Below are 25,680 nucleotides of genomic sequence, written 5' to 3' on the forward strand. Positions count from 1 at the left end.
ACTTTTGTTCGCAAACAATATCCGTATCCTTTACACGATGATTTACTTTTATTATCATAGTCGTAATAAGTATATAAACTACTTACATATAAGCACCTAAAATATGAAAGGGCTGATAAAATGATGACCTTTGAAAAGGTTTTAGAAGTATTCAACGATTACCTAAATAAAGATAGTGTTTTGGAGGTGGTGAACACTAAGCGAGGATACACCGTTATGATTTGGGATGAAAAAGATGAGCAATGGTTTGGTGTGGAACATTGCAAAGCCCCCGAGCTTTTACGGGATGCCTTACTTGATGGCTATCGTGATTTTTTAGAGCAACAACTTACTCATAACCGCAGGAGTTTAACCGAAACAGAAATCTTAGATATTCAAAACCGATGTGAACAGCTTTATGATTTGTGTGGAGAATAAAAAAATAACCTAAAAAGTGCGATAGCCTGTGTAGGTGTCGCACTTTTTTCAGTTGGCTTGGCTTACGAAAACAGCGTTAATTATTCCGCAGTTTCTCTTGCCTTTTTCAAGCCTTGAGCCGTAGCTTCCATCACGATAAGCTCCTTTTCTTCCATATCATTCAACAGTACATCAACTTGTTTGCGGCGATTGTTGTCGCCATCTTCATTGCATGGAAAAAAGAACTGGTCTACAGAGATGTCAAGCAAGGTAGTAATGAGATAAAATTTGTTAAGCCTTGGGTGCTGCCCCCTGTTCTCTATATACATAATAGAGCGTGGCGTAAGGTCTACCAGTTGGGCAAGATATTCCTGTGTCCACCCTTTTGCTTCCCGAGCTTTTTTTATCGCTATACCTAACGGCTTAAAATCAAGTTTTCTTTCATCTTGGTACATTTTAATATCATCCTATATCATTGTACATTTCGGGTGATGATATTTGAACGAAGTATGATTTTATGTTTAGTAGTGTATAATTTCGTATTAGTGGAGAGAAACTTGCTATTATTCGTCATTCCGTATATAATAATTATATACTCTTTGCGAAAGGAAGTTGATATTATGAATTACATTTCTGTGAAAGCCGCTTCTGAAAAATGGGGCATATCGGAAAGACGGATACAAAAATTATGTGAGGAAAATCGCATTGACGGAACTGAAAAATTTGGTCGTGCATGGATGATACCAAAAGATGCAGAAAAACCCGTTGATGGACGTATGAAAACAAGGAACAAACAGGAGGAGAATCATGGAATTTAATGAAAAGCTACAACAGCTTAGGACTGGAAAGAACTTAACGCAGGAACAACTTGCGGAGCAATTATATGTATCAAGAACAGCCATTTCAAAATGGGAAAGCGGCAAGGGTTACCCTAACATTGAGTCGCTCAAGTGTATTTCTAAATTCTTTTCTGTGACCATAGATGAACTGCTATCGGGCGAAGAACTGATTACACTTGCCGAAACTGAAAATCGTTCCAACTTGAAAAAAATTTACAGTTTCATTTATGGAATATTAGATATGATGGCGGTTACTTTTATACTTTTGCCGTTGTATGGTAACCTTGTTGACGGATATATTTATTCTGTCAATCTACTTTCATTTACAGACACTACCCCAATATATCTTGCAATCTATTGGATTGTTTTTATTGTTTTGATTGCACTTGGGATAGCGAAACTGATGTGTGTTCGTTTTGAAAAGGAATCATGGAGCAACATAATCACAAAATGCTCTCTCGTGCTGAGTACGCTTTTTATCTGCTTCTTCGCTGCGGCAAGACAACCCTATGTAACCGCCCTTATGTTTCTGCTATTTGTTGCTAAAATATTTGTCTGGATAAAGCAAACCCAAACAAAGTAAAATGCCATAAACCCTTTAAAATAGGCTCTGACACGATAAGTGTCGGAGCTTTTTTCGTGCTGACATCTATTGTGTCGGCATTGTGACGGTAGATTTCTTGGCTTCTATGCAATACTCGTGGATAATAAGATTGTGGTCAGCGAAAACAAGAACAGCAACCCACGGAAAGGAGAATCAAATATGGATTATATCATTGAAACAGAAAATCTTACGAAGCGATACGGAACAGCCACCGTTGTCGATAAGGTAAATCTTCATGTGCCAAAGGGCAAAATTTATGGTTTGCTCGGCAGAAACGGAGCAGGCAAAACCACAGCAATGAAAATGATGTTGCAGCTTGCTTTCCCAACGGAGGGAACGGTACGCTTGTTTGGCACAAACTATAAGGAAAATATCCATACCCTTTATAGCAAAGTAGGCTCTATTATCGAAACACCGGGATTTTACAGTAATTTAACAGGGTATGAGAATTTGCAAATTCTCGCTAAACTGCGAGGGGGAGTATCTAAAAGTGGAGTAGAAAAAGCTCTTGAAGTTGTGGGGCTGCATAAGGAGAAAAGAAAAGTCTTTTCCGATTATTCCCTCGGAATGAAGCAACGGCTTGGTATTGCCGCCGCCATTATGCACGAGCCGGAGCTTTTAATACTTGACGAACCGATTAACGGACTTGACCCCATTGGAATAGTTGAAATACGCTCATTTTTATCTGAACTTAGTCACAATCATGGCATTACCATTTTTATCTCAAGCCATGTTTTAAGCGAGATTGAACAGATAGCAGATATTATCGGCGTTATGCACGAGGGGCATTTAGTAGAGGAAGTGAATATATCCGAGCTTCACAAAAGGAATCGAAAATACATTCAATTTGATTTATCTGACAGTGAGATAGCCGGAAAGATTTTAGAAAACCACTACCACATGACGGATTTTACAGTGCAGGACGGTACGGTGAGAATTTATGACTTTAGCCAAAGTGTTGGAGAAATCAATCGAGAATTTGCACGAAATGGACTGCTCGTGACAAGGATAAATGATAGTGAGGAAAACTTAGAGGACTACTTTTCTAAACTGATTGGAGGTGGCGGTATTGCTTAATCTTATTTCTTGTGAATTATTAAAACTAAAGCGTTCAAAAATGGTGCTAATTAGTGTGGCAGGGGTATTATCTACCCCACTTTTGATGTTAATAGAAGCCTTGCAAACACATTTTGATAAGCCGGAGATTATCTTTACCTTGTCTGACATATACAGCGACAGTGTACTGTATATCATGCTGCTGGTAAACATTATGATATATGTGGCAATTGCAGCTTACTTGTTTAGCAGAGAGTACACAGAAAGCACCCTCAAAACCATATTGCCCATACCCATTTCAAGGACAAAACTATTAATTGGAAAATTTTGCACCCTGCTTCTTTGGATTGTTATGCTAACCCTTGTAACATGGGCAGGTATATTTATCGTTTGTGGGCTATATGACGCTGTCTTTACATTGGAGGGATATAGCTTACTAGTGGCAATAGTATGGCTCCCCAAGTTTTTGTTTGGCAGTATCCTGATGTTTTTAACAGTTTCTCCTTTTGTGTTTGTTGCTATGAAAACAAAAGGATTTGTCGCCCCGATGATTGGCTCTGCCGTGATTGTCATGGGAAGTGCCGCACTTTCAAATCAAGAATGGGGAGCGTTGTATCCGTGGACAGCCACCTATTTCTTGGTGCAGGGTAAACTTCAGAGTACCGGCTATCCTACACTGCTGTCTGTATCTATTATTATTCTTGTATCAGCAGTTGGTTTTCTTATGACCTTTCATCATTTTAAAAAGGAGGATTTGAAATAATGGTACTTGATTTTATAGAAATTTTAAAAGTTATTTTTCTTGGAATTGTTGAGGGTATTACTGAGTGGCTACCTATCAGCAGCACAGGACATATGATTCTTGTGGACGAATTTATCACACTTAATATGAGCGAAGCATTTAAAGAAATGTTTTTTGTTGTTATTCAACTTGGAGCTATACTCGCAGTGGTTGTAATGTTTTGGAACAAGATGTTTCCCTTTCAATTTAAGAACAAAGCACAGTCAATTGTTAAAAAGGATACTTTCTCGTTGTGGTTCAAGGTTGCGGTAGCTTGTGTACCGTCAGCTATTATGGGGATTCTATTTGATGATTATTTGGATGCTTACCTCCAAACCCCCATTGTGATTTCAATCATGTTAATCTTTTATGGTTTGTTATTCATTCTCATAGAAAATTGGAATAAAAAGCGTACTCCTACTACTATGGCACTTTCTGACATCAGCTATAAAACAGCAATCTTGATAGGGGCATTTCAAGTGTTATCACTTATACCCGGCACATCACGGTCGGGAGCAACGATTATAGGTGCTTTACTCATAGGAGTTTCACGAGTGGCAGCAGCAGAGTTTACTTTTTTCCTCGCAGTACCTACTATGCTTGGAGCAAGTGCTTTTAAGCTGTTAAAATTCGGGTTTGAATTTACAAGTGCAGAACTGCTCGCTCTTGTTCTCGGTATGGCTGTGGCATTTGCGGTATCTGTCTTAGTAATTAAATTCCTAATGAACTTTATCAAAAAACATGATTTTAAGGTGTTTGGTTGGTATCGAATTGTGCTTGGTATACTTGTTGTACTTATAAAATCTTAATAATGCGTTTTCTTTGTGCGCGAATAAAAATGCCAGTTGGTCCTTAAGATCAGCTGGCATTTTTGTTTCTGGGGATGGAAAACAACCCAGAGATTCTCGTTGTCGATCTCCTCCTGATTTTAGTTTGCATGGTGAATTTTGCAAATTGAATCTACAGGAGGTTAATAATGGGATTTAATTATGGATATGAGAAAAAGAAGTTTGATAGTAGATGGAAGCGTTTAGAAGTTGAGTATTGTGATGCAGGGATGAGCGAAGAACAGATTGCTGCCATGAAAGAATATGACTGGGCATGGTTTTGCAGTCAAAGGGTTTTTCAAAACCATACGCAACCAATACCTTGTGAACAATATGATGAAGTATGTGGTCAATCACAGCTGTTCCGAAAGTTTGCATCGTTATCTTATCAATGGGATGTTGATAAGATTGATCAAACGCGATATGGATGGTTGGCTTCGGTGGAAAACGAACAACTACTGTTGAGATTGAAGAAGCTGTCGAAGAAAGATTTGGAGCTATATTCCTTGCAGGCGTTTGTGTCGTATTCGGTCGGTTCAATGTTTCCATACCAAAATTCTTCCAGAATTCTCATACGGTATCCTCCCCATAGATCAGCTCTTGAAGGATGATTTCTTCCGCCCGGTTTCGGATGTTATTCATGGCTCCGACCCATGCCATCTGATCCTGCGCTTTCAGCTGCTCATTGATACCCTCTTTCTCTGCCAGCTGTGTTACAAGCAGATGGAGTTTGTTTCGTGCCTGAGTGTCAATGTCAGCCAGATAGCTGTACAATTTTCCGCTGAGAACAAGGTCGGAATAAAGCATAGGACGATGCTCTTTCAGGTATTGCTGGTGCTTCCTGCCCCACATACCAATAGGAGATGTCCCCGCTTCATCCAGCACTAAGCAGGGGACATAGTAGTTGCCTTGGAGTTCATACCAAAGGCCATTGCACTGATCGAAGATGTATTTTTCCATTATGCTGTCCTCCGTGTGGAAATTTAATTTTGAGGTGATGACGAGAACAGCAACCAGGTTTCTTTCCCTACTGTTGTCCTGCGTCGCCCTGGGCAGCGATACGCAAGGCACATATAAGGAGCAAAACCTGCTTTTCGTGCACTATACACGGGAATGAAAATTAGAACATGATGTGCGGAAAAACCGCAGTATAGAGCCATAAATCAGGTGGAAAGCGAAGAAATCACCGGGTGTTTGGCAGGGTCAGCACCAGACCCTTGAAGTTCAGCAAGCGCTGATTTCAGAACCCTTTGCTTCAAAATCCCCGGAACCGTTTGGTTCCGGGGATTTTTTCGCTGCAAAACCGGGCAAAGGGCCGGCGTGCGCCGCAAAATAAAAACAATCGAAAAATTTTGTCTTTTTGCTCCATTGTGTTTTGCCGCCGGTTTCGATATAATCGAAATCAGAATACACGCCCCGCTGCGGGCAAAAAGGAGGACCGCACCCCCATGGACCTTTTGGAACAGTGCCGCCTGTGGCATGAGGCGGAGGAACACGAGAAGATCGTCCAGGCGCTGGAAGCGCTGCCCGAAGAGCAGCGCACCGCCGCCACCGATATGGAACTGGCCCGGGCCTACAACAATCTGGCCCAGCCCGCCGAGCCGGAAGGCCGTGAGCTGCTGCGGCGGGCCATCCGGCTGATGGCCGCCCACGAGTCCGACTGCCCCGACCCTTACAGCTGGAATTTCCGCATGGGCTACGCCTGCTATTATCTTGACCGGGAGGGCGCGGCCCTCGGCTATCTGGAGCGGGCGCTGGAACTGCACCCCGGCGATTCGCCCAAGCTCAACAGCCGGGAAGATGTGCGCCAGCTCATCGACGACTGCCGCCGCCGGCTCACCCTGCCCCGGTTCGAACGGCCCTTCCAGCGCCGTGTCATCGAAGCCTGGGCGGAGTTTGCCCGCCGTGAGGAGCAAGTGCGCTGCCTGCTGGACGCGGGGGAGCAGAACGAGGCCCGGGCACTGACGGAGGGCGCGCTGTGCTGCGCCTTTGCCAAGCCCTGTTTCTCCCTGCGCCGGGGCGAAGGGTATGAGCTCATCCTCTCCCCCGAGGGCGACCGGGCGCGGCTGTTCCAGCTGATCCGGTTTGTCCGTCAAACGCCCCCGCCGCTGGCCCGGCAGTGGAAGGTGCTGGTGGACCTTGCCTCCATGGAGGATGTGCCCGGCGCGCCGGAACAGGGCGAAACGGCGGACCCCGCCCCCTGCCTGGAAAACAGCTACGTCACCTATCACCTGGAGCCCAACGAGGACCCGGACGCCGACTGGCGGCTGGACGTCATCGCCGGCTCCACCCGCTGCCCGGCGCTGGTGCGCCAGTATCTGGCGGGGGAGAGCGCCGCGGTGGACCTGCTCCACGACGACGGCGCGGCGGCGGGCTTCATCTGCTGGCCGCTGGAGGGCGTTTCGCCCGAGGAGCGGGGACAGCAGGCCTTTGCCCTGCGCGGGCAGCTGGAAGAGACCCTGGCCGCCCTGGGCGAAGAGAAGGTGACCCTGCTGGGCGGGGCCATGGGCCTGTTCTGCGGCTATCTGGACCTCATCGCCTGGGACCTGCCCGCCGTGCTGGACGCGGCGGCGGCCTTCTTCGCCGCCTCCGGCCTTGCCTGGGGGTCCTTCCACTCCTTCCGGCGGGACGTGGGCACCGTGCGCCTGTGGAACGCCGAGGACGAAAAGGAACCCGAGGTGCACCCCGAGACCGGCTCGCTGCTCTCCCCCCAGGACATCGAGACCATGGAGAGCTATCTGGAGGCCAGCAGCGGCTACTTCTATCAGGTGCTGCAATACCTCACCGACTTCATCGAAAAGGGCAAGAAGGAAGGCCGCTTCACCGAGCGTCAGGCCCGGCGGGACCTGCAGATCGCCCTGTGGTACGCCTACGCCTGCCTGAACGTGGACGAGTACGAATACTATTACCGGGCCTCCCAGTGGATGCCCGACTCCGAGCCGGCGGCCAAGGGCTGCGGCACCTGGTACTACCGCTACGCCGCCTCGCTGATGTACTGCGGGCGGCTGGAAGAGGCGCGAAAGTACGCCGAGCAGGGCACCGTGGAGGAGCCGGACTACCCCTGGGCCTGGCTGTTGACGGCCAAACTCCGCAGCCACTTCGGCGAGAAGGAGGCTGCCCTGGCGGCGGTGGAACAGGGCCTTGAACTGGTGCCCGGCGATTACGAGTTCCTCACCCTGCGCCGGGAGATCGAGGCGGGCGCGACGCTGGAACAGATGGAGAACCACTGGATCGACCCGGACTTCGACCAGAAGCTGCAGGCCGGGCAGGACGAAGGCGCGGCGGCCAAGCTGCAGGCCATCTCCTGCATCGTGCTGGACAAGGCGGGTCTTGAGGCCTTCTTTGAACTGTTCGCCCCCGACGAAGAGGACTACACCCCCAACGCCCCCTACTGCTCCTTCCACCGCACGGTGCGGGGCCGCCGGCTGGACGTGCTGTTCCTGATGAACGAGGCGGGCCTCTCCAAGCTGGGGCGGGACTGGCTGCGCTGCCAGCGGGACCGGCTGGACAGCGGCGAATGGCTGGACCTCACCGACCCGGAGGGCAAACCGGGCAGGCTGGAAACGGTGCTCTTCGGGCTGGACCGCAGCGTGCGGCTGCTGGGCCACACCAAGGGCAACGCCGACGGCCGCTTCCAGACCGTTCTGGACGAGGCGGGCAATGCCGTCTCCTGCGAGTGGATGAACCGGCCGGAGCAGCCGGAAGATGAGGAAGAGCCCACGCCCCAGTGGGTCTACACCGAGCACCAGATGGAGCTGGTGGAGGAGCATATCCGCCGCCATGTGGGGCCCTTCGACCAGGTGCTGCACGAGCTGGTCTCGCCGGATATCCACGTGGACCTGTGCGTCGTGCCGCCGGATGACGACCGCAATTTCTACACCATCATCACCATGGGCATGGGCGCGCGGCGGATGAACGTGCCTCCCGAGCTGGCCGAGCACCGGCTGGAGCGGGCGGAGCTGGCCATCGCCCTGCCCGATTACTGGAAGCTGGACCAGGAGTCCTTGCAGGACGAGCGCTGGTACTGGCCGCTGCGGCTGCTGAAAAGCCTGGCGCGGCTGCCCGGCGCCTGCAACACCTGGCTGGGCTGGGGCCACACGGTGGACAATCAGGAGCCCTACGCCCCGGACACCGGCCTGTGCGCCGCGCTGCTGGTGGGCCTGCAGGGGGCGCTGCCCGGCGGCGACGTCTGCCCCCTGCCCGACGGGGACGAGATCAACATCTACCAGGTCATCCCCCTCTACCGGGCGGAGATGGAATACAAGCAGGAAAATGGCGCCGAGGCCCTGCTGGACCACATGAACGGCGTCAGCTTCGTGGTGATGCCCGACCGGTCCTGCGCCGCCCTGGAAGAACAGCCCGCCGGCGCCTTTCTGCTGGACAACGCCGAATGGCACCTGCAGAGCCTGCGCCGGAAGCATCTGGCGGTGGAGCCCATCGCCGTTTATGACCATATGGCCATCTATTTGCGCTGGTGCATCGAGCGGGGCCTGATGAGCGGGGAGTTCCTGGCCCAGCACGGCGCGCTGGCGGGGGCCGTCCGGCAGGACGGCGCGGGCACCGACCTGCGCCCCTTCGTCCGGGACGCGCTGGGCGGCAAGCTGTGGTCGAACCTGTTCAGCGAGGAGGGGCAGGCCTTCGCTTCCTATTATTATGGAGAGAACGAAGCGCCCTCCTTCCCCAGCGACATCGACAACTGGTCCCTGGACCATTTCGGGCCGGTGCGCTACCAGTCCGACGAGTTCCAGGACGAGGCCTATCTCTTCGTGCCCTTCAACGAGGACTACTATCAGGGCATGGCCGCGATGATGGACCGCCGCCGCGCCAGCTGGCTGGCCCAGGACATCCCGGGGGACGGCCAGCTCCCCGAGGCGGCGGCCGCCCTGATTGAACAGCTGGAAGGGGAGAACTGTTACTTCCCGCCCATGAAGGACCCTGACCCCCTGCTGGCGGACTTCGGCTACACCCGGCGGCAGGCCATCCGGGACGGCTACATCCCCCTGTTTCTGGCGGCGGAAGACGGCCTGTGGCAGAGCCTGCGGGACCTGCCCCTGCCGCAGGAGCCCGCGGCCGGCACCAAGCCCTTTGCCCGCCTCTGGGGCGAGGACGGCCTCACCCGCCCGGTGGTGCTGGCCCGGGTGCCCGCGTCGGCCCCCTGGGAAGTCTTTGAAAAGCTGCCCCTGGGCGAGAGCGGCCCCCGCCTTGCCGCGCTGGCCCGCCGGTGGTACCAGCAGTACGGCGCGGTGCCCGCCGCCCTGGGCCTCGGCTGGGTGGAGTTCACCCTGCCCGATGTTCCGCCGAAAACCACCCTTTCCGACCGCGACCGTCTGGCCCTGGCCCTTGCCGGGCGGCGGCCCGTTCGGCTGACCCTCTAATAAAATCTCTCCTGCCGCCCTGTGAGTTTTGCTCACAGGGCGGTTTTTTTCACAAGAAATTTCCTTGACATTGCCCCACTGTTGCTTTATTATGTTATCATACTAAAGCGAACTGCCCGCCCGGCGGGCAAAAGGGGAGGGGAGCCCGGCATGAACAGCGGCCTTTTGCAGAAAAACGAGGAGACGGCCTTCCGGCTGCGGGGGCTTTACCGCAGCTACGGCTACCAGCCGTACAAAATGAGCAAGTTTGAGGAATACGACCTCTATGTGCGCAACAAGAGCTTTCTGCTCAGCGAGAACATCCTCACCTTCACCGACCTGGACGGCAAGCTGATGGCCCTGAAGCCCGACGTGACCCTCTCCATTTTAAAGAACGGGCGCGGCGGGCCGGGGCTGCAGAAGGTGTATTACAGCGAGAACGTCTACCGGCCCTCCGCCACCGCCGGGGGCTTCCGGGAGATACCCCAGACGGGCCTTGAGTGCATCGGCAGCCTGGACGCCGCCGCCGAGGGCGAGGTGCTGATGCTGGCGGCAAAGAGTCTCGCGGTCATCGGCCCGGAATACCTGCTGGACGTGAGCCACCAGGGTTTTGTGGCGGGGCTGCTGGAAGGGCTGGACCTGCCCGACGAGACCCGCCGCCGGGCGCTGGCGGCCATGGGGGCGAAGAACACCCCCGCGCTGGAGCGTCTTGCCGCCGAGGGGCAGCTGCCCGAAAAAGCGGCGCAGACCCTGAGCCGGCTGGCCCTTCTCTACGACAGGCCCGCCCCGGCGCTGGCGGCGCTGGAACCCCTGGCGGAAAACCAGCGGATGGCCACCGCCCTGCGGGAGCTGAAAGAGCTCTGCGCGCTGATGGAGCAGCGGGGCCTTGCGGAACACCTGCGGCTGGATTTTTCCATCGCCAACGACATGAACTATTACAGCGGCGTCATCTTCCGGGGCTTTGTGCCCGGCCTTGCCGCCGGCGTGCTGGCGGGCGGGCGCTACGACCACCTGCTCCACCGCATGGGCCGGCAGGGCGGGGCCATCGGCTTCGCCGTCTATCTGGACCAGCTGGAGCGCTTCGGCGCCCCCGCCCAGGACGAGGTGGACGTGCTGGTGCTCTACGACGACTCGGTGAGCGCGGCGAAGGTCGCCGCCGAGACCGACGCGCTGGTGGCCGCGGGGCAGACGGTGCGGGCCGAGCGGCAGAAGCCGGAGGCGGGCTACAAGCGCCTGCTGGACCTGCGAAAGGAGGGGGGCGGCGAATGAACATGGTGAACATCGCCCTGCCCAAGGGCCGCCTGGGCGAAACTGTCTACCGCAGCTTCAAGGCGGCGGGCTACGCCTGCCCCTCCATCGAGGAGGAAAACCGCAAGCTTGTGTTTGAAAACCCCGAAGCCGGGGTGCGCTACTTCTGGGTCAAGCCCTCGGACGTTTCCATCTATGTGGAGCGGGGGGCCGCCGACGTGGGGGTGGCGGGCAAGGACATCCTGCTGGAATACCGGCCGGACGTCTATGAACTGGCGGACCTGGGCGTGGGCAGATGCCGCATGTGCGTGGCGGCCAAGGCCGACTTTCACGACGACGGGGCACGCACCCTGCGGGTGGCTACCAAGTTCCCCCGCATCGCCCGGGGCTACTACGCTTCCCTCAGTCGGGACATCGACGTGATAAAACTCAACGGCTCCATCGAGCTGGCCCCGCTGCTGGGGCTTTCGGACGTCATCGTGGACATCGTGGAGACGGGCCGCACCCTGGCGGAGAACGGCCTTGAGGTGAAGGCCGAGATCGTTCCGGTGAGCGCCCGCCTCATCGCCAACAAGGTGAGCTGGAAGTTCAAAAACGACGCCATCCGGCGCATGGCCCGGCTGCTGGCCGAAAACGCCGCGGCCCAAAAGGAGGAACAGGCATGATAAAGCTTTATGATTTCGACAAGCTCTCCCCGGCGGAAATTTTCGCCCGCACCGACGACTCCGCCGATGTGGCCGAGGCGGTGCGGGGCATCATCGAGGCGGTGAAGACCGAGGGCGACAAGGCCCTCTTCCGCTTTGCCAAACAGTTCGACCACGCGGACCTCGCCGCCCTGGAAGTCACCGGGGCGGAGCTGGACGCGGCGGTGGCAGGCCTGGAACCGGGCCTTGCCGACCTGCTCAAAGAGGCCGCCGACCGCATCGCCGCCTTCCACCGCCGCCAGCTGACCAACAGCTTTGTGGTCAGCGAGGAGGAGGGCGTGGTGCTGGGCCAGAAGGTCATGCCCATCGAAAAGGTGGGCCTCTATGTGCCCGGCGGCACGGCGGCCTACCCCTCCAGTGTGCTGATGAACTGCATCCCTGCAAAAATCGCCGGCTGCCGGGAAATTGTGATGGTCTCGCCCCCCACCGGCGGCGACATCTCCCCGGTCATCCTGGCCGCCGCCCGCATCGCCGGGGTGGACCGGGTGTTCCGCACCGGCGGGGCCCAGGCGGTGGCGGCGCTGGCATACGGCACCGAGACGGTGCCCCGGGTGGATAAAATCGTCGGCCCCGGCAACGCCTGGGTGGCCGAGGCCAAGCGCCAGGTGTTCGGGCGGGTGGCCATCGACATGATCGCCGGCCCCAGCGAAATTCTGGTGGTGGCGGACGGCGCTTCCGACGCCCGCCAGGTGGCCGCCGACCTGCTCAGCCAGGCGGAGCACGACACGCGGGCCGCCGCCGTGCTGGTGACCGACAGCGAGCCCCTTGCCAAGGCGGTGCAGGCGGAGCTGGAGCGCCAGATCCCCCTGCTGCCCCGGGCGGCCATCGCCCGCGCCTCCATCGACTCGAACGGAAAGATCATCCTCACCCGAGACCTGCGGGCGGCCATCGAGGTGGCAAACGAAATTGCCCCCGAGCACCTGGAACTCTGCGTGGACGACCCCTTCGCCTACCTGGACGCGGTGCGCAACGCCGGGTCGGTGTTCCTGGGCCGCAACTGCCCGGAGGCTTTGGGCGACTACTTCGCCGGGCCCAACCACACCCTGCCCACCATGGGCACCGCCCGGTTCATGAGCCCCCTGTCGGTGGACGATTTCGTCAAGCGCACCCAGTTCACCTACTACACCGCCGCCGCGCTGGAAAAGGTGCAGGCCAAGGTGGCCCGCTTCGCCCGGCAGGAGGGGCTGGAAGCCCACGCCCGCAGCGTGCTCAGCCGCTTTGACGAGACCCTGTGAAACAGAAAGGCACACCATGAGCAGATTTTTAGCCCCCCGCCTCGCCTCCCTGGAGGCCTACGTCCCCGGCGAACAGCCCCGGGAGATGGAGTATGTGAAGCTGAACACCAACGAATCCCCCTATCCGCCCTGCCCGGCGGTGGAACAGGCGGTGAGCCCCGCCGCCGTGCGGCGGCTCAACCTCTACCCCGACCCGGCGGGTCTGGAACTGCGCCGGGCCCTGGCCGACCGCTACGGCCTTTCGCCGGAGAAGGTGCTGCTGGGCAACGGCTCGGACGAAATTTTGAACTTCGCCTTCACCGCCTTCGCCTCGCCGGAAAAAGGGGCCGCCTGCCCGGACATCAGCTACGGCTTTTACCCGGTGTTCGCCGCCCTCCACGGCCTGCCCCTTCTGGAAGTGCCCCTGAAGGAGGACTTCACCTTGTGCCCCGAGGACTATTACGGCCTTGACCGGCTCATCGTGTTCGCCAACCCCAACGCCCCCACCGGCCTTGCCATCCGCCCGGAGCAGGTGGAGGACATCCTGCGCCGCAATCCGAACAGCGTGGTGGTGGTGGACGAAGCCTATGTGGACTTCGGGGCCGAAAGCTGCGCGAAGCTGGTGGAACAATACGACAATCTGGTGGTGTGCATGACCTTCTCCAAGTCCCGCTCGATGGCGGGGGCGCGGCTGGGCTTCGCCCTGGCCCAACCGGCGCTCATCGCGGACCTGGAGACCATCCGCTGCTCCACCAATCCTTACAACATCAACAGCCTGACCCTGGCCGCCGGGGCGGCGGCCATCGCCGGCGACGGCTATTATATGGACAACTGCCGCCGCATCATGGAGACCCGCGCCTGCACCAAAGAGCAGCTGGACCGGCGGGGCTTTGTCACCCTGCCCAGCCTGGCGAACTTCCTGTTCACCTCCTGCCCGGGGCTGGATGGGGGCGAACTCTACCGGGCCCTCAAGGTCCGGGGGGTGCTGGTGCGCTGGTGGGATAAGCCCCGCCTGCGCCCCTTCGTGCGGGTGACCATCGGCACCCAGGAGCAGATGAACGTGTTCCTGGCGGCGCTGGACGACATTCGAGAGGAGAGATGAACCATGCGCACCGCAAAGCTGCGCCGCACCACCGGCGAGACCGACGTGGCCGTCGTTTTGGACCTGGACGGCACCGGCAAAAGCGAAATTTCCACCGGCTGCGGTTTTCTGGACCATATGCTCATCCTGTTTGCCCGCCACGGCCGCTTTGACCTGACGGTGCAGGCCAAGGGCGACACCTGGGTGGACGACCATCACACGGTGGAGGACGTGGGCATCACCCTGGGCGACGCCTTCGCCCGGGCCCTGGGGGAAAAGCGGGGCGTCACCCGCTACGGCAGCACCATCCTGCCCATGGACGAGGCCCTCATCCTCACGGCGGTGGACCTCTCCGGCCGGGGCCTCCTGTGTTATGACCTGGCCATCCCCACCGAGAAGGTGGGCACCTTTGACACCCAGCTCACCGGGGAGTTCTTTGCCGCCTTCGCCCGCCGGGCGGACCTGACCCTGCACGTGAAGCAGCTGGCGGGGGCCAACAGCCACCACATCATCGAGGGGGCCTTCAAAAGCCTTGCCCGCAGCCTGCGCACCGCCGTGGCCATCGACCCCGCCGCCGCGGGGGAGGTGCCCTCCACCAAGGGGGTCCTGTGATGGTCGCCATTGTGGATTACGGGGTGGGCAACCTCTTCTCCCTGCGCTCTTCCTTCGCCGCCATCGGCCAGCAGGCGGTGGCCACCGCCGACCCGGACCTTCTGGCCAAAGCCGACCGGCTGGTGCTGCCGGGGGTGGGAGCCTTCGGCGACGCGGCGGCGGCTCTGCGCCAAAGCGGGCTGGACAAGGCGGTGCTGGAAGCGGCCGAGGCGGGCAAGCCTCTGCTGGGCATCTGCCTGGGCATGCAGCTCTTGCTGGAAAAGAGCTTTGAGTACGGCGAGCACAAAGGCCTCGGCCTTATCCCCGGCGAGGTGCGCCCCATCCGGGAGGTCATCCCGGAAGGGCTCAAGGTGCCCCACATCGGCTGGAACGCCCTTGCACTCACGCAGGAGGGGCGCGCCTGCGGCCTGTTCAAAAACACGAAGGAAGGGGACTGCGTCTACTTCGTCCACTCCTACTGGGCGGCCAGCCCCGCGCCTTACGTGCTGGCCGCGGCGGAGTACGGCGCGCCCCTCACCGCCGCGGTGGGCCGGGGCAATGTGCTGGGGGTGCAGTTCCACCCGGAAAAAAGCGGCAGCGTGGGCCTTGCCATCCTGCGGGCCTTTTGCGAAACGGAGGTGGGCGGATGAAGCTCTTTCCCGCCATTGATTTAAAAGACGGCCGGGTGGTGCGCCTTGTGAAGGGCGAGTTTTCCACCGCCCATCCGGTGGCCGGCGACGCGGTGGAGACCGCCCGCGCCTTCCAGGCCGCCGGGGCACAGTGGGTGCACATGGTGGACCTGGACGGCGCCCGCAGCGGCACGCGCCAGAACGGCGCCATCGTGGCCGCCGTGGCCGCCGCCGGCCTTTCGGTGCAGCTGGGGGGCGGCATCCGCACCCTGGCCGACCTGGAAGCGGTGTTTGAGTTAGGCGTGCGGCGTGCGGTCATCGGCTCCGCCGCCGTGGCCGACCCCGGCCTTGTGCAAGAGGCGGTGAAGCGCTTCGGCCCGGAGCGTATCGCCGTGGGGCTGGACGTGAAGGGCCAAAGCGTGCGCACCGCCGGCTGGCAGGCGGACAGCGGCCTTGACTGGCTGGAGTTTGCCCGCAGGATGGAATCTCTCGGCGCGGCCACTCTCATCTTCACCGACATCGACACCGACGGCACCCTCTCCGGCCCGCCCTTCGAAAGGCTGGCGGCGCTGCAGCAGGCGGTGGGCTGCGGCATCATCGCCTCGGGGGGCGTTTCCTCCAACGAGGACCTGAACAAGCTGGCCGGGATGGGCCTTTACGGGGCCATCGTGGGCAAGGCGTACTACGCCGAGAAAATGGATCTGGCCCGGGCGGTGCGGGAGGTGCAGCCATGATCACAAAGCGCATCATCCCCTGCCTGGACGTGAAGAACGGCCGGGTGGTGAAGGGGGTCAACTTCCAGGGTCTTGCGGATGTGAGCGACCCGGTGGAACTGGCCGCCTTCTACAGCGCCTCCGGGGCGGACGAACTGGTGTTCTACGACATCACCGCCTCCGCCGAGGGCCGCGCCCTCTTCACCGACGTGCTCACAAAGGTGGCCGCCACCGTGTTCATCCCCCTCACGGTGGGGGGCGGCATCAACACGGTGGAGGATTTTGACCGGGTGCTCAAGTGCGGCGCGGATAAAGTGAGCGTCAACTCCGGGGCCATCCGGGACCCCGGCCTCATCGCCGCCGCCGCCCGCCGCTACGGCGACCAGTGCGTGGTCCTGAGCGTGGACGCGAAGCGGGTGGACGGCCGCTATCATGTGTTCGCCAAGGGCGGCCGGGAGGACACCGGCCTGGACGCCATCGACTGGGTGCGCAAGGGCGTGGCGGACGGCGCGGGCGAAATAGTCCTGAACAGCATCGACACCGACGGCGTGAAACAGGGTTTCGACCTGGAAATGCTCGCCGCCGTCTGCGACGCGGTGGACGTGCCGGTCATCGCCTCCGGCGGCGCGGGGGGCGTTCAGGATTTTGTCACTCTCTTCAAGGCCCTGCCAAAGGTGGACGCGGGCCTTGCCGCCTCCATCTTCCACTTCGGCGAGGTGGCCATCCCCGATTTGAAACGTGCCCTGGCCGCCGCGGGCGTGCCCGTGCGCCTCATTTGACAAAGCAAGGAGAACATGCGATGATTTCCATGGATGAACTCAAATTCGACCAAAACGGCCTCATCCCCGCCATCGTCACCGACGCGGCGGACGGCAAGGTGCTCACCCTGGCCTACATGAACCGGGAGAGCCTTGCCATCAGCATGGCCGAAGGCCGCACCTGCTTTTGGTCCCGGTCCCGCCGGTGCCTCTGGCGCAAGGGGGAGACCTCCGGCAACGTGCAGCACATCCGCACCATCACCGCCGACTGCGACCGGGACGCTCTGGTGGTGGCGGTGGACAAGGACGGCCCCGCCTGCCACACCGGCGCCGAGAGCTGCTTTTTTGAGCCGGTGTACATCGGCGAGGCAGGCCAGCCCTTCACCGTGAAGGGCCTCTATAAACTGCTGGAGGGCCGCAAAGAGACCCTGCCCGAAGGCTCCTACACCACCTACCTCTTCCGGAAGGGCCTGGACAAGATACTGAAAAAGGTGGGGGAGGAATCCACCGAGGTCATCGTCGCCGCCAAAGGGGGCGATAAGGCCGAGACCATCTATGAAATTGCCGATTTGATGTACCACGTGATGGTGCTGATGGTGGAGATGGGCATTTCGGTGGAGGATGTCTATCAGGAACTGGCCTCCCGCCACATCATCGACCACAAAGTGAAACAGGAGAAGATGACCCCATGAAGCCCCAGAACCTGCACACCCACACCACCTTCTGCGACGGAAAAAACACCCCCGCCGAAATGGCCGCCGCAGCCTTTGCCGCCGGCCTTGGGGCCATCGGCTTTTCCGGCCATTCCCCGCTGGAAGGGGAGGAATGGTGCATGGCCCCGGCAGACCTGCCCGCCTGCCGGGCGGCGGTGGAGGCCGAGCACAAAAAGTACGCCGGGCGCATGCAGGTGTTCTTGGGCCTCGAACAGGATTTCTTCAGTCCCCCGCCCGAAGGGGCCTTCGATTACCTCATCGGCTCGGTCCACGGCCTGCGGCTGGACGGGCGGCTTTATGCGGTGGACGAAAGCCCCGAGGCCTTCGCCCGGCTGGCGGACCGCTGCGGCGGCGTGGAGGGCCTTCTGCGGGAGTATTACCGCCTGCTGGCCCAAACGCCGGCGCGCACCGGCTGTGACATCCTGGGCCACTTCGATCTGGTGACCAAGTTCAACGAGGGGAACCGCTTCTTCGACCCGGAAAGCCCCCGCCTGCGCACTCTTGCGCTGGAGGCGCTGGAGGCCCTTGCCTCCCGGGACGTTCTCTTTGAGGTGAACACCGGGGCCATCTCCCGCGGCTGGCGCAGCGCGCCCTACCCGGCGGCCTTCTTATTAAAGGAGATGCGCCGCAGAAAAGCGCGGGTGTGCATCACCGGCGACAGCCACGCCGCCGACGCCCTGCTCACCGGCTTTGGACAGGCGAAAGCCCTGCTGGAAGACTGCGGTTTTTCCTCTTGCTGGTACCTCACCGAACAGGGCTTTCAGGAGGGGCCTCTGCCGCAAATCCCGTGAACCGAAGGGGCCGCCGCGGCGGCCTCTTTTTTTCGTCAAAAACCCCTTCGAATATGCAAAATGCACATAGCAAAAGACGCTTATTTGGGCAAAAAGCACAAGCGGGAATGGAGTCAAAAAATGACAAAACGGTAAAAATCCGGGCAAAAATCGAAGTAAACGGGAGCGATTGCGAGCCACAGGTCGGGATAGAGAGCAACACGTGCATGTTTTTTGCAAAACGCCAAAACACGGCCAATTTGCCCCAAAACCGCCCGCCGAGGGGGTTTGACGCGGCGGCGGGCATTTGCTACAATGCCTCAAGTGCCCGATGCGCCGCAGGGGAGCGGCGCAAGGCGGGCGCACTGCAAGGAAGGGCGCGGCCGTGCCCATGTTTCGGCTGCATCGAATGCCCTACAACATGGAACGTTAGGAGTGTTTATGACAAAATTCACAGAACATCTGCGGCGGCGGATTCTGGCCATCCCGGCCAAGTGCTACGTCATCCTGCTCACCCTGTGCTGCCTGTCACTGACCCTGTTTGCGCTTTTTTCCACACTGAATATCGTCTATGTGTCCGACTCCCACGGCGCCAGCCGCATGCTGATCACCCGGGTGGAGGACCCCGAGGAGCTGATGGACCTCTCCGGCATCGTGGCCGAGGAGGAAGACAGCGTCTACTTCACCGCCTTCAACGGCAACCTCGCCAGCCTGAGCATCCAGCGGGCGGTGCCCATCACCGTCCACGCCGACGGCGAGGAACACGTCACCAAGCTGGCGGGCGGCACGGTGGCCGAGGCATTGGCCGCCTGCGGCATCGAGCTGGGCGAGCACGACTACACCGAGCCCAGCCTGCACACTGTCGTCAGCGAGGACGAACCCATCACGGTGCACCGGGTGGAATACCAGGACACCGTGACCTATGAGAGCATCCCCTACGAGACCGAATACGTCTACACCAGCCTGTTCTACCGCAACAAGAGCCGCACCATGACGGTGCAGCAGGGCAGGGAAGGCACCAACGAGATCACCCACCGCCTGCGCATCGTGGACGGCGAGGTGGAGTCCAGCCAGGTGGTGAGCGTGGTGATGACCGAGGCCCCCGTGAACACCATCATCAAGGCCTACAAGGCCGGCGCGCCGGTGAGCGATCTTGCCGGCCCCGAGGTGGTGAACGGCGTGCCCTCCAGCTACACCGCCGTCTACACCGGCCGTGCCACCGGCTATTCCGCCAGCCGCGGCCGGGGCGCTTCCGGCTTGGGCCTGGGCTACGGCACCGTGGCCGTGAACCCCAACCTCATCCCCTACGGCACCAAACTCTATATCACCAGCACCGACGGCAAATTTGTCTACGGCTACGCCATCGCCACCGACACCGGCGGCGCGCTGCTCAACGGCAGCTGCCTTGTGGACCTGTTCTACGAGACTTACAGCGAGGCGCTGATGAACGGCGTGCAGCAGGTGAACGTCTACGTTGTGGGCTAAAGCCTGCCGCGCCCCTTTTGCAAACAGATAACAGGTGTTTCGCCCCTGTCCGGCCAAAGCCGGGCGGGGGCGTTTTTTTACAAGGTTTTTTCGCCCCAGGCGCTTGACAAACCCCCGGCGCAGGACATACACTTAGAAAGGGCGTGACCGCCCCGAATTTTTTGCGAACAAGGAGATGAAAGGCATGGACGGCGACCCCGGTAGTCGAACGTGTAAGACCTTCATATGCGGCGCTTCTGCCTTTCTGTTCCCCGTGCGCTGACACCTGCGCGGGGCGGGCTTTGTGCGCCGCCAGGAAGAAAGCAGGTGTAAAATTATGATCACGATTTACCTCAGCGACGGTGGCCGCATGCTGGAGCAGGATCAGATCTGCCCCGGCGCGTGGATCCACCTGTGCGACCCCAACGAGAAGGAGATCGGGCGTGTGTGCGCCCAGCTCCATGTGGACCCCGACCTTGTGCGCGCCGCCCTCGACGAAGAGGAGCGAAGCCGTATCGAGGTGGAGGACGAAGACGGCACCCCCTGCACCATGATCCTGGTGGACACGCCTCTGGTGCAGACCGAGGGCCACACCTTCGTTTACTCCACCATCCCCTTCGGCATCGTGCTCACCCCCCAGAACGTCATCACCGTCTGCCTGCGGGAGACGGCGCTGCCCCGCGCCTTCATGGAGGGCCTGGTGAAGGGCTGCAGCACCAAGAAGTTCAAGCGCCTGGCGCTGCAGATGCTTTACCGCAACGCCAGCCTGTTCCTGTTCTACCTGCGCCAGGTGGACAAGGCCAGCACCCGCGTGGAGAACGAGCTGCACATCAGCATGAAGAACAAGGAGCTCATCCAGATGCTGGGCCTGGAGAAGAGCCTTGTCTACTTCTCCACCTCTTTGAAGAGCAACGAGCTGGTGCTGGAAAAGCTGCTGCGCATGGACTTTGTGAAGGACTTCCCCGAAGACACCGACCTTCTGGAGGACGTCATCGTGGAAAACAAGCAGGCCATGGAGATGAGCGGCATCTACCGGGACATCTTGTCCGGCACCATGGACGCCTTCGCCTCGGTGATCTCCAACAACCTGAACATCGTCATGAAGCTGCTGGCTTCGGTCACCATCATCCTCACGGTGCCCACCATCGTGTCCAGCCTGTGGGGCATGAACGTGCCCGTTCCCTTCGAGGGCAGCCCCTTCGGCTTCTGGATCGTGCTGGGCGTGGCGGGCCTTGCCACCCTGGGGGCCATCCTGCTGGCCAAACTCAAGCGCTGGCTTTGAAAAACTGCGCCAAGCGGCGGGCAAAAAGCCCGCCGCGCTTTTTGTATTATGGCAAAAAGTGTGGGTTTTCTGTGTGGCCTTGTTGCGCCCGGTGGCATTTTTGGGTATAATGATAAAAATGAACATACTGCGCCCCGGCGGGCCCATATCCCGCCGCCGGCGCGTTAAAAGGAGCGTGCAGTATGCAGATCTACAATACGCTGACCCGCAAAAAAGAGGAGTTTATCCCCCAAACGCCGGGGGAGTACCGCATTTACGTCTGCGGCCCCACCGTCTACAACTACATCCACATCGGCAACGCCCGTCCCGTGGTGGTGTTCGACACCCTGCGCCGGTATCTTGAGTACCGGGGCAACAAGGTCTACTTTGTCTCCAACATCACCGACATCGACGACAAGCTCATCAAAAAGGCCCAGGAGCAGGGCTGCAGCATGAAAGAGGTCGCCGAGAAGTTCGAGGCCGAGTTCATCAAGGACAGCGACGGCCTGAACGCCAAGACCCCCACCGTGCGCCCCCGCGCCACCGAGCACATCGAGGAAATTCTGGACATCGTCAAGGACATCCTGGACAAGGGCTACGGCTACGTGGCCAAGAACGGCGACGTCTACTTCCGCACCCGCGCCTTCAAGGAGTACGGCAAGCTCAGCCACCTGAACCTGGAAGAGCTGGAGAGCGGCAACCGCGAGCTGCGCAGCCAGATGGACGACGACCTGAAAGAGGACCCCGCCGACTTCGCCGTCTGGAAGGCCGCCAAGCCCGGCGAGCCCGCCTGGCCCAGCCCCTACGGCCCGGGCCGTCCCGGCTGGCACATCGAGTGCAGCGCCATGGCCCGCAAGCACCTGGGCAAGACCATCGACCTGCACTGCGGCGGCCAGGACCTGATCTTCCCCCACCACGAGAACGAGATCGCCCAGTCCGAGTGCGCCAACGGCTGCACCTTCAGCCGCTACTGGATGCACAACGGCTTTTTGAACATCGACAACCACAAGATGAGCAAGAGCGCCAACAACTTCTTCACCGTGCGCGAGATCGCCGAAGTGTTTGGCTACGAGCCCATCCGCTACTTCCTGCTCACCGCCGGCTACCGCATGCCCCTGAACTACACCGTGGAGCTGTTGAACAGCTGTAAGGCCAGCCTGGAGCGTCTGTACACCTGCCGCGACAACCTGGACTTCCTCATCAAGAACGCGAAGGGCGAGAGCAACCTGCTGGCGGAGAAGGCCGCCGCCGCGAAGGTGAAGTTCAACACCGCCATGGACGACGACCTGAACACTCCCGACGCGCTGGCCGCCGTGTTCGAGTTGGTGAAGGACATCAACACCCTGGGCGCGGACGCCAGCGTTGACGCGCTGAAGGCCGCCGCCACCACCTTCGACGAGCTCACCGGTGTGCTGGGCCTGCTCTACAACCGCAAGACCGACGAGATCCCCGCCGAGGTGATGGACCTGGTGAACCAGCGCGCCGAGGCCAAGAAGGCCAAGGACTGGCCCACCGCCGACGCCCTGCGCGCCAAGATCACCGAGATGGGCTATGTGGTGGAGGACACTCCCCAGGGCCCCAAGGTGACCCGCGCCTGAGCCGCGCGCATCCCTTTTGACCGGCACGGGCCGCGAGGAACGCTGTTTTTAGCCGACAGCCCCCCGCGGCCCGTTTGATTTTGTTTTCTGAGAGGACCCGCTATGCCCAGACCTTCTGCTTTTTCTTCGGCCCGCCGCGCCCGGTGGCTGCCGCTGGCGGCGGTGCTGCTGGCGGCGCTGGCGGTGCGCTGCGGCCTCGCCCTTGTGAGCGAGGGCTATTCCAGCGATGTGGCCTGTTTTTCCGCCTGGGCGCTGCGCCTGGCCGAAAACGGGCCGGGCGAATTCTATGCCCCGGACTACTTTGCCGACTATCCCCCCGGCTACATGCTGCTGCTCTGGCCGGTGGGCCTCATCGCCCGCGCCCTGGAGCTGGAAGCGGGCGGCAAAGCGATGGGCTTTTTGATCTGCGTTGTGCCCATCCTGTGCGATCTGGGCCTTTCGGCCCTCCTCTGGTCCATTGCCCGGCGGCGCTTCGGCGAGCAAAGGGCGCTGCGCTTTGCGGCCTTTGCCGCCTTCTGCCCGGCCCTTTTGTACGACACCGCCGTCTGGAAACAGGTGGACGGCGTGTTCTGCCTTCTGCTCGTCGCCGCCTTTTTGCTCCTTGAGGAGAAAAAGTGGCTGCCGGCCGCGGTGCTCTACGGTTTTGCCCTGGCGGTGAAGCCCCAGGCCCTGCTCTTCGGGCCGGTGCTGGCCGCGGCCTTTCTGGCCCCGCTGCTGGCGGCACGGCAGCGGCGGCCCGCCCTGACCGCCCTTGGCCGGGGCGCGGCGGGGGCCGCGCTGGCGCTGGCGGCGGTGCTGGCCTGCGCGCTGCCCTTCTGGGGCAGCCAGGACGCCGGCTGGCTGTGGGAGAAATACACCTCCACCGCCTCCAGCTACCCCTACGCCAGCGTCAACGGCTACAATCTGCTCACCCTCTTCGGGGCCAACTGGCAGCCCCAGGACGCGCCCATTTTGGGCCCCGTCACCTGGCAGATGCTGGGCGCGGCGGGCATCGTTCTCGCCACGGCGGCCCTTGTCTGTCTCTCCTGGCGCAGCTGGAAGGCCGGGTGCTTTTCGCCCCTGCTGCTGGCCGCCTTCTACGGGGTGGCGGTGTTCACCCTGAGCCACCGCATGCACGAGCGGTACATCATCCCCGCGCTGCTGCTGGTGCTGGCCGCCGCCGCCCGCTGGGGCGACAAGCGGCTGCTGGGCGCCTTCGGCCTGCTCAGCCTTTCCTCTCTGGTGAACCTTGCCATGGTGCTCACCAGCAACGGCACCGAGGACCAGTTCCTCTCCAGCGCCGCGGCGGTGGTGATGATCCGCGCCGTCAGCGCCGTGGAGGCGGCGGGCTTTGCCCTGCTGGCCTGGGCCGTCTTTGCGTTGTGCCGGGGCGAAGCGGTGCGGGAGTATGCCCTCGCCGCGCCCGCCGCACCCGCCGTGCCCGCGCCCCAGCCGGCCTGGACCCGCAAAGAGCGCCTCACCCTGGCCCTGCTCACCCTGGCGGTGGCGGTGGTGAGCTTGTGGAATTTGGGAGACTTCACCGCCCCCCAGAACCCGCTGGACAGCGACGGCGTGACCACTCAGGTGGACGTGGAGCTGGCCTTTGGCGCAACGGAACTCTGGGTCTATCCCGGCGTCAGCTGGGGCGGCAGCCTCACCGTGTACGACGAGGCGGGCAACCAGCTGGCCGGCGTGGAGCTGAGCGGCAGCACGGTGTTCCAGTGGCTGAAAGTGGGCCTCTCCGCCCCCGCTGAAGGGCCGCTCACCCTCATGGTGAACAACGCCGAGGTGATGGAGGCCGCCTTCCGGGACGAGAACGGCGCGCAGGTGGCCGTTTCTTCCGACAGCGCCCTCTTTGACGAGCAGCAGCTGGTGCCTGATTCCATCAGCTACAAAAACAGCATGTATTTCGACGAGATCTACCACGGCCGCACCGCCTATGAGCATCTCCACGGCATGCCGGTCTACGAGACCACCCACCCGCCGCTGGGCAAGGTGTTCATCATGCTGGGAGTGGCCCTCTTCGGCATGACCGGCTTCGGCTGGCGCGTGGCCGGGGCGGTCTTCGGCGTGGCGCTGGTGCCGGTGCTCTATCTCTTTGTGCGCCGCCTGTGCCGCAAGCCCGCCTTCGCCCTCTTCGCGGCGGTGCTGGCGGCCTTCGACACCCTGCGCTTTACCCAGAGCCGCATCGCCACCATCGACATCTACGGCACCTTCTTCATCCTGCTGGCCGCTTATTTCATGGTCTGGTACTGCCAGAGCGTGCTGGAAAAAGGGGTGGAGCAAAGCGTTCTGCCCATGGCGCTGGCGGGCCTTGCCTTTGGCCTGGGCGCTGCCAGCAAGTGGACCGGCATCTACGCCGGCGCGGGGCTGGCGGTGCTCTACTTCGGCGTTTTGTGGCAGCGGGCAAAGCAGAAGCCGCCCCGCCTCAAACAGGAGGCGGCCACCGCCTTCTGCGGCGGCATCGTCTTCTTCGTGGCGCTGCCCCTCATCATCTACTTCGCAAGCTATATCCCCTACTTCTGGCGGGAGGGCGGCTTCTCCCTCGCCGAGTGGTGGCAGTGCCAGGTGAACATGTACCGCTACCACAGCGGCCTGGAGGCCACCCATCCCTATGAGTCCCGCTGGTACACCTGGCCGGTCAGCACGCGCCCGGTGTGGTACTATCTTGCCTCCGGCCTGCCGGAGGGCATGCGGGGCACCATCGCCGCTTTGGGCAACCTGCCGCTGTGGCTGGCGGCGCTGGGGGGCCTGGGCTGGTGCGGCTGGCGGCAGCTTTCCGGCAAAGGCAGTGGGGCCACCGGCGCTGTGTCGGTACTGTTCCTGGCCCAGTTCCTGCCCTGGGTGCTGGTGAGCCGCTGCACCTTCCTCTACCACTATTTCCCCAGCCTGTGGTTCGCGGTGACGGCTCTGGCGCTGGTTGCGGCGCATTTTTACGGGCACCGCCCGGCGCTGGTCAAGGGCCTGTGCATCGGCCTTGCGGTGGCGGCGGGCCTGTTCTTCGTTTGCTACTACCCGGTCATCAGCGGGCTGCCGGTGGCCGAGTCTTATGTGAACGCCCTGCGCATCCTGCCCAGCTGGATGTTCTGAATTTGAAAGG

The 25,680-nt window shown here is 60.1% G+C and carries 25 protein-coding genes; 22 read left to right on the forward strand and 3 right to left on the reverse strand.

Annotated features, from left to right (window positions below; genetic code table 11):
- Nucleotides 1–120: 120 nt before the first annotated feature.
- Complete coding sequence (locus ACMI1Q_RS04505) at nt 121–417, forward strand: hypothetical protein (RefSeq protein ID WP_002576327.1); 297 nt, start codon at nt 121–123, stop codon at nt 415–417.
- Between the two features lie 80 nt (nt 418–497).
- Here the strand turns inward: ACMI1Q_RS04505 and ACMI1Q_RS04510 are convergent, their stop codons facing one another.
- Complete coding sequence (locus ACMI1Q_RS04510) at nt 498–851, reverse strand: helix-turn-helix domain-containing protein (RefSeq protein ID WP_002576326.1); 354 nt, start codon at nt 849–851, stop codon at nt 498–500.
- 165 nt (nt 852–1,016) lie between these two features.
- Between ACMI1Q_RS04510 and ACMI1Q_RS04515 the strand changes: the two genes are divergently transcribed.
- From ACMI1Q_RS04515 to ACMI1Q_RS04540, 6 genes are all read left to right on the forward strand, one after another.
- On the forward strand, nt 1,017–1,214 hold the full coding sequence (locus ACMI1Q_RS04515) for a helix-turn-helix domain-containing protein (protein WP_009246557.1): 198 nt from the start codon (nt 1,017–1,019) through the stop codon (nt 1,212–1,214).
- Entirely contained in the window at nt 1,204–1,818 is a 615-nt protein-coding gene (bcrR, locus tag ACMI1Q_RS04520) for a bacitracin resistance transcriptional activator BcrR (protein WP_419502942.1), read from the forward strand. The genes ACMI1Q_RS04515 and bcrR overlap by 11 nt, the downstream gene beginning before the upstream one ends.
- Nucleotides 1,819–1,998: 180 nt before the next feature.
- The gene (gene bcrA, locus ACMI1Q_RS04525) at nt 1,999–2,916 is read left to right on the forward strand and encodes a bacitracin ABC transporter ATP-binding protein BcrA (RefSeq protein ID WP_002576324.1); all 918 of its coding nucleotides are present in this window, start codon (nt 1,999–2,001) and stop codon (nt 2,914–2,916) included.
- A complete protein-coding gene (locus ACMI1Q_RS04530) occupies nt 2,909–3,658 on the forward strand; it encodes an ABC transporter permease (RefSeq protein WP_002576323.1) in 750 nt (249 codons plus the stop codon). Before bcrA ends, ACMI1Q_RS04530 begins: the two co-directional genes overlap by 8 nt.
- Nucleotides 3,658–4,485, forward strand: coding sequence for a bacitracin resistance undecaprenyl-diphosphatase BcrD (gene bcrD / locus ACMI1Q_RS04535; RefSeq protein ID WP_002576322.1), 828 nt, complete (start codon nt 3,658–3,660; stop codon nt 4,483–4,485). The genes ACMI1Q_RS04530 and bcrD overlap by 1 nt, the downstream gene beginning before the upstream one ends.
- A gap of 167 nt (nt 4,486–4,652) precedes the next feature.
- Complete coding sequence (locus ACMI1Q_RS04540) at nt 4,653–5,114, forward strand: RNA polymerase subunit sigma-70 (protein WP_419502943.1); 462 nt, start codon at nt 4,653–4,655, stop codon at nt 5,112–5,114.
- On the opposite strand, the gene ACMI1Q_RS04545 is transcribed toward ACMI1Q_RS04540, so the two are convergent.
- Nucleotides 5,074–5,463, reverse strand: coding sequence for a TnpV protein (locus ACMI1Q_RS04545; protein WP_419502944.1), 390 nt, complete (start codon nt 5,461–5,463; stop codon nt 5,074–5,076). The two genes, ACMI1Q_RS04540 and ACMI1Q_RS04545, sit on opposite strands and share 41 nt — an antisense overlap.
- Nucleotides 5,464–5,727: 264 nt before the next feature.
- Nucleotides 5,728–5,916: a hypothetical protein gene (locus ACMI1Q_RS04550; protein WP_419502945.1), complete on the reverse strand. Its 189-nt coding sequence runs from the start codon at nt 5,914–5,916 to the stop codon at nt 5,728–5,730.
- A gap of 35 nt (nt 5,917–5,951) precedes the next feature.
- On the opposite strand from ACMI1Q_RS04550, the gene ACMI1Q_RS04555 reads away from it, so the two are divergent.
- The 15 genes from ACMI1Q_RS04555 (at nt 5,952) to ACMI1Q_RS04625 (ending at nt 25,670) form a co-directional block, all read left to right on the forward strand.
- Nucleotides 5,952–9,878: a suppressor of fused domain protein gene (locus ACMI1Q_RS04555; protein ID WP_419502946.1), complete on the forward strand. Its 3,927-nt coding sequence runs from the start codon at nt 5,952–5,954 to the stop codon at nt 9,876–9,878.
- Between the two features lie 150 nt (nt 9,879–10,028).
- Nucleotides 10,029–11,126 carry an ATP phosphoribosyltransferase regulatory subunit gene (locus ACMI1Q_RS04560; RefSeq protein WP_419502947.1) on the forward strand — a complete coding sequence of 366 codons (1,098 nt, stop codon included), beginning with the start codon at nt 10,029–10,031 and terminating at the stop codon, nt 11,124–11,126.
- Nucleotides 11,123–11,770 (forward strand): ATP phosphoribosyltransferase, encoded by a 648-nt coding sequence (gene hisG, locus ACMI1Q_RS04565; protein WP_419502948.1) that lies wholly within the window; start codon nt 11,123–11,125, stop codon nt 11,768–11,770. The genes ACMI1Q_RS04560 and hisG overlap by 4 nt, the downstream gene beginning before the upstream one ends.
- A complete protein-coding gene (gene hisD / locus ACMI1Q_RS04570; protein WP_419502949.1) occupies nt 11,767–13,044 on the forward strand; it encodes a histidinol dehydrogenase in 1,278 nt (425 codons plus the stop codon). Before hisG ends, hisD begins: the two co-directional genes overlap by 4 nt.
- 16 nt (nt 13,045–13,060) lie before the next feature.
- A complete protein-coding gene (hisC, locus tag ACMI1Q_RS04575; RefSeq protein ID WP_419502950.1) occupies nt 13,061–14,125 on the forward strand; it encodes a histidinol-phosphate transaminase in 1,065 nt (354 codons plus the stop codon).
- Between the two features lie 3 nt (nt 14,126–14,128).
- Entirely contained in the window at nt 14,129–14,716 is a 588-nt protein-coding gene (gene hisB / locus ACMI1Q_RS04580; RefSeq protein WP_177521969.1) for an imidazoleglycerol-phosphate dehydratase HisB, read from the forward strand.
- Entirely contained in the window at nt 14,716–15,345 is a 630-nt protein-coding gene (gene hisH, locus ACMI1Q_RS04585; protein WP_419502951.1) for an imidazole glycerol phosphate synthase subunit HisH, read from the forward strand. The genes hisB and hisH overlap by 1 nt, the downstream gene beginning before the upstream one ends.
- Nucleotides 15,342–16,058, forward strand: a complete 717-nt coding sequence (gene hisA, locus ACMI1Q_RS04590) for a 1-(5-phosphoribosyl)-5-[(5-phosphoribosylamino)methylideneamino]imidazole-4-carboxamide isomerase (protein ID WP_419502952.1) — start codon at nt 15,342–15,344, stop codon at nt 16,056–16,058. The genes hisH and hisA overlap by 4 nt, the downstream gene beginning before the upstream one ends.
- On the forward strand, nt 16,055–16,816 hold the full coding sequence (gene hisF / locus ACMI1Q_RS04595; protein ID WP_419502953.1) for an imidazole glycerol phosphate synthase subunit HisF: 762 nt from the start codon (nt 16,055–16,057) through the stop codon (nt 16,814–16,816). Before hisA ends, hisF begins: the two co-directional genes overlap by 4 nt.
- A 20-nt stretch (nt 16,817–16,836) precedes the next feature.
- Nucleotides 16,837–17,487, forward strand: a complete 651-nt coding sequence (hisIE, locus tag ACMI1Q_RS04600; protein WP_419502954.1) for a bifunctional phosphoribosyl-AMP cyclohydrolase/phosphoribosyl-ATP diphosphatase HisIE — start codon at nt 16,837–16,839, stop codon at nt 17,485–17,487.
- Complete coding sequence (locus ACMI1Q_RS04605) at nt 17,484–18,299, forward strand: histidinol-phosphatase HisJ family protein (protein ID WP_419502955.1); 816 nt, start codon at nt 17,484–17,486, stop codon at nt 18,297–18,299. The genes hisIE and ACMI1Q_RS04605 overlap by 4 nt, the downstream gene beginning before the upstream one ends.
- Before the next feature lie 420 nt (nt 18,300–18,719).
- Nucleotides 18,720–19,763: a 3D domain-containing protein gene (locus ACMI1Q_RS04610; protein ID WP_394980921.1), complete on the forward strand. Its 1,044-nt coding sequence runs from the start codon at nt 18,720–18,722 to the stop codon at nt 19,761–19,763.
- 316 nt (nt 19,764–20,079) lie between these two features.
- Nucleotides 20,080–21,024 carry a magnesium transporter CorA family protein gene (locus tag ACMI1Q_RS04615; RefSeq protein ID WP_419067117.1) on the forward strand — a complete coding sequence of 315 codons (945 nt, stop codon included), beginning with the start codon at nt 20,080–20,082 and terminating at the stop codon, nt 21,022–21,024.
- 182 nt (nt 21,025–21,206) lie between these two features.
- Nucleotides 21,207–22,601 (forward strand): cysteine--tRNA ligase, encoded by a 1,395-nt coding sequence (gene cysS, locus ACMI1Q_RS04620; RefSeq protein WP_177522248.1) that lies wholly within the window; start codon nt 21,207–21,209, stop codon nt 22,599–22,601.
- Between the two features lie 102 nt (nt 22,602–22,703).
- Nucleotides 22,704–25,670 carry a phospholipid carrier-dependent glycosyltransferase gene (locus ACMI1Q_RS04625; protein WP_419502956.1) on the forward strand — a complete coding sequence of 989 codons (2,967 nt, stop codon included), beginning with the start codon at nt 22,704–22,706 and terminating at the stop codon, nt 25,668–25,670.
- Nucleotides 25,671–25,680 lie beyond the last annotated feature (10 nt).

Source organism: Candidatus Allofournierella excrementavium, from assembly GCF_048526665.1.
Classification (GTDB): Bacteria; Bacillota; Clostridia; order Oscillospirales; family Ruminococcaceae; genus Allofournierella_A; species Allofournierella_A excrementavium.